Annotated in this window: 8 protein-coding genes; 5 read left to right on the forward strand and 3 right to left on the reverse strand. The window is 64.6% G+C overall.

The genetic code is table 11. The features are described 5' to 3' along the window. The first annotated feature begins 133 nt into the window (after positions 1-133). The 3 genes from M3498_10505 to M3498_10515 all read left to right on the forward strand — a co-directional run bounded on the left by M3498_10505 (position 134) and on the right by M3498_10515 (position 3600). Positions 134-1606, forward strand: a complete 1473-nt coding sequence (locus M3498_10505) for a glycoside hydrolase family 13 protein (GenBank protein MDQ3459713.1) — start codon at positions 134-136, stop codon at positions 1604-1606. 429 nt (positions 1607-2035) lie between these two features. Further along, the gene (locus tag M3498_10510) at positions 2036-3247 is read left to right on the forward strand and encodes an ammonium transporter (protein ID MDQ3459714.1); all 1212 of its coding nucleotides are present in this window, start codon (positions 2036-2038) and stop codon (positions 3245-3247) included. Further along, complete coding sequence (locus tag M3498_10515) at positions 3244-3600, forward strand: P-II family nitrogen regulator (GenBank protein MDQ3459715.1); 357 nt, start codon at positions 3244-3246, stop codon at positions 3598-3600. Before M3498_10510 ends, M3498_10515 begins: the two co-directional genes overlap by 4 nt. A 163-nt stretch (positions 3601-3763) precedes the next feature. Here the strand turns inward: M3498_10515 and rplT are convergent, their stop codons facing one another. The 3 genes from rplT to infC form a co-directional block, all read right to left on the reverse strand. Then, positions 3764-4114: a 50S ribosomal protein L20 gene (gene rplT / locus M3498_10520; GenBank protein ID MDQ3459716.1), complete on the reverse strand. Its 351-nt coding sequence runs from the start codon at positions 4112-4114 to the stop codon at positions 3764-3766. A gap of 12 nt (positions 4115-4126) precedes the next feature. Continuing rightward, positions 4127-4324, reverse strand: coding sequence for a 50S ribosomal protein L35 (rpmI, locus tag M3498_10525; GenBank protein MDQ3459717.1), 198 nt, complete (start codon positions 4322-4324; stop codon positions 4127-4129). An 83-nt stretch (positions 4325-4407) separates the two neighbouring features. After that, positions 4408-4923 carry a translation initiation factor IF-3 gene (infC, locus tag M3498_10530; protein ID MDQ3459718.1) on the reverse strand — a complete coding sequence of 172 codons (516 nt, stop codon included), beginning with the start codon at positions 4921-4923 and terminating at the stop codon, positions 4408-4410. A 220-nt stretch (positions 4924-5143) separates the two neighbouring features. On the opposite strand from infC, the gene M3498_10535 reads away from it, so the two are divergent. Together M3498_10535 and M3498_10540 are read left to right on the forward strand one after the other, a co-directional pair. After that, positions 5144-5464 carry an SCP2 sterol-binding domain-containing protein gene (locus M3498_10535; protein MDQ3459719.1) on the forward strand — a complete coding sequence of 107 codons (321 nt, stop codon included), beginning with the start codon at positions 5144-5146 and terminating at the stop codon, positions 5462-5464. Between the two features lie 258 nt (positions 5465-5722). After that, a complete protein-coding gene (locus tag M3498_10540; GenBank protein ID MDQ3459720.1) occupies positions 5723-6904 on the forward strand; it encodes a sugar ABC transporter permease in 1182 nt (393 codons plus the stop codon). Positions 6905-6923 lie beyond the last annotated feature (19 nt).

The raw sequence follows: 6923 nt of genomic DNA on the forward strand, positions 1-6923 counted from the left end.
CTGTTACCCGGAAGCTGTTACCCGGAAGCTATGACCCGGAACAAGGTGACGAAGGTACCCGGCCGGGTCCGAACAACGGCTACAGTCAAGACGGCTACAGTCAAGACGGCTACAGTCAAGGGGACGCTTTGTAGTGGATACCGACCTGTTGGACATCGATACACCTGACTGGGTGAGAGACGCCGTCTTCTACCAGATCTTTCCCGACCGCTTCGTCAGGAGCAGGCGGCAAAGGGCGGCCCGTTTGGAGCCCTGGGACAGCCCGCCTACCGTCCACGGCTACAAGGGCGGCGACCTCTGGGGCGTCATCCACAGGCTCGACTGGCTGCAGGAGCTGGGCGTCACCGCGCTCTACTTCAACCCCATCTTCAAGTCGGGCTCGAACCACCGCTACCACACCTACGACTACTACGGGGTAGACCCCCTGCTGGGCGGCGATGAGGCCTTCGACGCCCTTTTAGAGGCCTGCCGGGCGCGCGGTATGAGGGTGATCTTAGACGGCGTCTTCAACCACGCCAGCCGGGGCTTTTTTCAGTTTCACGACATCCTGGAAAACGGCGACCAGAGCCCCTATCTCGACTGGTTCCACGTGAGCGGCTTTCCGCTCTATGCCTACGACGAGGCGCGGCCGCTGGGCTACGCGGCCTGGTGGGGCCTGCCCGCCCTGCCCAAGTTCAACACCAAGACGATCGCGGTGCGCGAGTTTCTGTGGGGGGTGGCGACGCACTGGCTCGAGAAGGGTATCGACGGCTGGCGCTTGGACGTGCCCAACGAGATCGCCGACCCGGGCTTCTGGCAGGAGTTCCGGCGGCGCTGCCGGGCGGTGAACCCGGACGCCTACATCGTCGGCGAGATCTGGGACGAGGCCGGCCACTGGCTGCGCGGCGACCAGTTCGACGCGGTGATGAATTACCCCTTCACCCGCGCCGCCTTTGGCTTTTTTGGCGCGGGGACGCTCAACGAGCACGAAATAAGGCGCTGCGGCTACCAGCACATCCCCACCATTGACCAGGCCGAGGCCTTTGCCGCCATCTTGGAGACGCTCCTGAATGCGCACCCGCCGGCCATCAACGAAGTGCAGCTGAACCTCCTGGGCAGCCACGACACGCCGCGCGCGCTCACCATCCTTGGCGGCGACGAGGCCGCCTACTGCATGGCGCTCGTGTTCCTGATGAGCTATCCCGGTGCGCCCTGCCTCTACTACGGCGACGAGCTGGGTCTGAGAGGTGGTCACGATCCCGACTGCCGAGCGAGCATGCCCTGGGACCGGCCCGAAAGTTGGAACCACGGCCTCCTGCGCACGACCAAGGACCTCATCGCCCTGCGCAAGAGTTCCGTCGCCCTGCGCCGGGGCTCCTTCAGGACGCTCTACGCCAAGGAGGCGCTTTACGTCATGGCCAGGGAGCACGAGGACGAGCGCTTCATCGTGGCCTTCAACGTCTCGGCCAAGCAGGTCAGGCTCGAGCTCGAGCTAGGCGACGCCGGGCAGAGCCTAGAAGGCCCTTATCGCGCGCCGCTGAACGGCCTCTCGGCGAGCGTGGAGAGCGGCCGCCTCAGCGGCCACGACATCCCCGCGCGCTCGGGCGCCATCTTTAAGCGCCTTTAGACCCTTCTCCCCTGCGCCCGCCGAACAGGCGGGTCCTTTGCTGCCGTGACCACCACAACAGCTCATGCCGACGATTTCAGCCTCTGCGGTCCTGTAAGAGCTAGATTGTCCTTCAGTCACAAGGTGCGTTGACGATGCTGCCGAAAGTAATGGCTTTTCTCTCTATCGTAAAAGGATCATGGCTTGTAAGACCAATTCTTATTGACAGGCAGCACGAGGTGTGCTAGCTTTTGTCTCAGCTTGAACCTATGCAAGGGTCGAGCTCGAGGAGGCATAAAGATGCACAAACTCACAGGGGTGCTGCTGGGGCTGCTGGTTTTGGGGACTTCTCTCGCGGAGGAAGCTGGAGCTGCCACCGGAGCTGACGCGGGGGCCATCGACGGGGCGACTACGGCCTGGCTCTTGGTCTCGACCAGCTTCGTCTTTCTGATGGTCATCGGTCTGGCCTTCTTCTACGGCGGCCTGGTCCGCCGCAAGAACGCCCTCAACACCATGATGATGAGCTTCGTGGCCCTGGGCGTCGTCAGCCTGACCTGGACGGTCATCGGCTACAGCCTGGCCTACGCCGAGGGCTCGGCTTATCTGGGCGGCCTCGCCTACTTCGGGCTGCGCGGGGTGGGGCTCGAGATCGACGGCGGCATCCCGCTCCTGCTCGACTTCGTCTTCCAGGGCGCCTTTGCCATCATCACCGCCGCGCTCATCTCCGGCGCCGTCGTCGAGCGCATGCGCTTCGGCGCCTACATGCTCTTTATCGCCCTCTGGAGCGTCGCCGTCTATGCGCCGCTGGCCAAGTGGGTGTGGGGCGGCGGCTTCTTGGCTAGCCTCGGCGCGCTCGACTTCGCGGGCGGCACCGTGGTGCATATCAATGCAGGCGTCGCCGCGCTCGTCTTAGCGCTGCTTATCGGCCGGCGCAAGGACCACGGCCGCAAGGCCATGCTGCCCCACCAGGTGCCCTTCACGCTCCTGGGCGCGGGCCTGTTGTGGTTCGGCTGGTTCGGCTTCAACGGCGGCAGCGCCTACGCGGCCGACGGCTTGGCGGCCCTGGCGGTCACCAACACGCTCCTGGCGCCCGCTGCGACCATCGTCATCTGGGCGATCCTCGACATGGTCCGGCTGGGCAAGGTGACGGCGGTGGGTGTCGCCACGGGCGTCATCGTCGGCCTCGTCGCCATCACCCCGGGCGCGGGCCTGGTGAGCCCGCTGTCGGCCATCCTGATCGGCATCATCGCCACCTTCCCCAGCTACTACCTGCTCCTGTGGCGGGCGCGCAGCAGCCTCGACGACTCGCTCGACGTCTTCGCGGCGCACGGCGTCGGCGGCGTCTCCGGGGCGCTGCTGACCGGCGTCTTCGCCAGCACCCTGTGGGGCAGCGAGGTAAACGGCAGCCTGGGCCAGCTCATGATCCAGGCCGTTGCAGTGGGCATCGCCATCGTCTTCAGCGCGGTGATGACCTTTCTCATCGCCAAGGGTGTCGGGTTGATCGTGCCGCTGCGGGTTGCGGACAAGCTCGAGGACTTCGGCATGGACACCTCGATGCACGGCGAGGAGGCCTACGGCGACGGCGAGGGCGCCCTGCTCATCCCCGAGGGCCAGGTCACAGCCGGCGCCTACGCGCCCACAGCGGCGGGTAGCAAGGTATGAAGATGATCGTGGCGGTCATCCGCAAGGAGAGGCTGAACGAGGTCCTTACGGCGCTGTTTGCCGCCGACGTTCACGGCATCACCGTGTCCACCGTCCAGGGTCACGGCGGCGAGCGCGAGCGCGTCCAGACCTACCGCGGCATGACCGTCAAGATGGAGCTCCTGGAAAAGGTGCGCTTGGACATCGCCGTCTCCGAGCCCTGGGTCGAGCGCACGGTAGGGACCATCCTCGAGTCGGCCCGCACCGGCGAGGTCGGCGACGGCAAGGTCTTCGTCCTGCCGGTCGAAAAGGCCTACCGGATTCGCACCGGCGAGGAGGACGCCGAGGCCATCACGCCGGTCGCGGCGCGCTGAGCCGTCACCGCCCGCCGCGGCCCAAGCCGCCTCACAGCAGACGCTGACCTCGCCTTCGACCGCGGACGGCACGAGCCACGCCCTACGCCAAGGGCTGCCACAGGAACGGAAGCCGGGAGAAGCGTACAGCTTCTCCCGGCTTCCGCCTCTGGGCGTTTTTGCGCTACGCGGCCCTGGCAAGCTCCGTGAGCTTTTTGAAGGCCTCGGGCTGCTGCACCGCGAGGTCGGCCAAGACCTTGCGGTTGATCTCCACCTCGGCCTTGCGCAGGCCGCTCATGAAGGCCGAGTAGGAGAGGCCCTCCTGGCGGGCGGCGGCATTGATGCGCGCGATCCACAGGCGGCGGAACACGGTCTTCTTGTCGCGGCGGTCGCGGTAAGCATAGTCGGCGGCATTGAGGAGCGTCTGCTGGGCGACGCGAAAGCTCTTGGAGCGCGAACCCCAGAAGCCCTTGGCGCGCTTTAGAACCTTCTTGTGCTTGGCGCGGCGAACGGTGCCGGTTTTGGCTCTTGGCATGAGTCTGTCTCCCTAACCGTAGGGAAGCAAGCGGTAGACGCGCTTGACTTCGGTCTCGGCGAGGATCAGACCGTTTCGGCCCTGGCGAATCCTCTTGCCGCTCTTTTTGTAGTTGAGGTGGCGCTTGCCGCTCTTCATCGCCTTGACCTTACCTCGCCCAGTGATCTTGACACGGGCTTTGGTGCCCTTATGGGTCTTTAACTTCGGCACGACATTCTCCTTCTGGCGGTGCTGGCCGCCATACGCGTGGGACCCACGGAGGTCCAGGGTCCCGGTAGCTTGGCTGGGGTGTGCTAGGCTGGGGGGGCCGCTTCGTTCTCCTTGGACTGCACCCTCTTCTGCAGGTCCTTGGTCGGCCCCAGGACCATGTTCATATCCATGCCCAGGATGCTGGGCGAGCTCTCGACCGCGGCAAGCTCGGAAACGTCTTGGGCGACGCGCTTCAGAATATCCTGACCGAGTTCTGGGTGGGTGCGTTCGCGCCCGCGAAACATGATGGTGATCTTGACCTTGTGGCCGCCCTCGAGAAAGCGCCTGACGTGGTTGACCTTGGTCTCGTAGTCGTGCTTGTCGATCTTGACCCGAAACTTGATGGCCTTCATCTCCTGCTGGCGCGAGCGCTTGCGCGTCTCTTTTTCCTGCTGCTGCAGCTCGAAGCGGTACTTGCCGTAATCCATGATCTTCGCGACGGGCGGCTGCGCGACCTCACCGACTAAAACCAGGTCAAGGTCCTCCTCCCTGGCCTTTCTGATGGCGTCGCGGGTATCGACGATACCCTGCTGAACGCCCTCGGCGTCGATAAGCCGCACCTGACGGACCCGAATCTGTTCGTTGATCTTGAGCTCTTTGGCTATGACACACCTCCATGAGTAGCTTGTACCGCCGTCGGCACAGCCTCACGAGTTTAGCAAATAAGCCGGCAGGATTCAACGCGAAGAGAGCAGCGGCGGATTTGCCAAAAACTTGGACTCGGTATAAACTCGAGCCAGGTTATTGGTGGCGTCCAGGCCACAGCCTGAAAGGATCCTTATGCCCACCGCCAAGGAGTTCGTCTACAAGCTTCCCCAGGCCTTCCGCTCGGACGTGGCCGGCAGCACCCACGCGACCGTCCAGTACGACCTGTCCGAGCCCATGTACAGCGTCATCGAGGGTGGCGAGATGCAGGTCTTCGAGGGCCGCGCCGAGAACCCCGACGTCACCGTCGCCATGAGCGACGAGGACTTCGTCTTACTCATGAAGGGCGAGCTGAACGGCATGGCCGCCTTTATGAGCGGCAGGCTCAAGGTCCAGGGCGACATGATGCTGGCCCAGCGGCTGGTCAGCTTCGTGGACGCCGACAAGTTGGCCTGAGCATCCAGGCCTGAGCACCTGGACCTGAGCATGTGGACCTGAGCAACAGAAGAAGCAGCTACGACTTGTCCGCGCGCGGGATGCTGGGCTTTTGGCGGCCTCTTCAGCTCATCTTCGACGTTTCGGCTGCTCCTTCGCTGCCGCGTAGCCGCCCAGCGTAGCGGTGAGCTGATGCTCGGCTGACGAGACGCCGGTATCGTGCGCCTGGCAGCTAACGTGCCTCAGCCGCCTCGTGCTAGGCTGAGCCAGGTTCACCCTATGGCGGTTCATTCTTCCAAAACCCCAGCGCTGGCGCGTCCAGGGCGCGTCAACCGCATGAAGCTGCAAGAACAGCTCACGGGCTACCTCTTTATCCTGCCGGCCACGCTCCTGATCGCCATTTTTGGGCTCTTCCCGATTCTCTACGCGGCCTATATGAGCACCCACCGCTGGCGCGTGCGCCAGGGGCCGTTCGTGGGTCTGGAAAACTTCACGCGCACCCTCGGCGACTGGTCCGGGGCCGGCCTCCTGGCCGGCGGCCTGGCCCTCTTGCTGGTCGCCTACTGGCTAGGCGCAGAGCGCTTCAAGGCCCCGCCGCTTGCAGGCGCCGGCGAGAGACTGCTCAGGACGCTTCCCGCCCTGCTGCTGAGCGCCGGCGCCCTGTTCGCCGTCGGCAGCGGCTGGGAACGCATGACCGTGAGCGGCGACGCGCGCTTTTTGGGCTCGCTCGTCGTCACCCTCTACTACGCCGTCGGCGCCATCCCGGTCCAGATCGCGCTCGGGCTGGTCATCGCCGCAGTGCTCTTTCAGGGCCTGAAGGGGCAGGAGTTCTTTCGCATGATGTTCTTCGTGCCCTACGTGGTTCCGGTCGCGGCGGCGGCGGTCGTCTTCGGGCGGCTCTTCAGCCCGCGCGAGACGGGCTTCATGAACACGGTCTTCACCACGCTGGGGCTCGAGCCGCAGCGCTGGCTCCAGGACCCGCGCCCCTCCTTGCAGGTCTTCTTCGGGCTCGAGCTAGGAGGCGTCTGGGCCGGGCCGAGCGTCGGCCTGGTGGTCATCATCCTCTTCGGCATCTGGAACTACACCGGCTTCACCATCATTCTCTTTCTGGCCGGGCTAGGCGGCATCAACAAGGAGCTCTACGAGGCCGCCGAAATAGACGGCGCGAACCGGGTGCAGAGCTTCTGGAGCATCACCGTGCCGCTGTTGTCGCCCATCACCTTCTACCTGTCGCTGATCGGCTTTATCGGCGCCTTGCAGGTCTTCACCACCGTCTACGTCATGCGCACGCCGCAGCTCCTGGGCAGCGCCGACACCGCCGGGGTGGTCATCTTCGACACCTTTTTTTCGCGCAACCAGTACGGCCTGGCCACCGCGCAGGCTTTTATCCTCTTCACCGTGATCTTGTTCGTGACCTTCGTCCAGTACCGCATCCTCGGCAGGCGGGTGTTCAGTGGCTAGCGCGCGAACAGGGCGGGAG

Source organism: Deinococcota bacterium (genome assembly GCA_030858465.1).
Classification (GTDB): domain Bacteria; phylum Deinococcota; class Deinococci; order Deinococcales; family Trueperaceae; genus JALZLY01.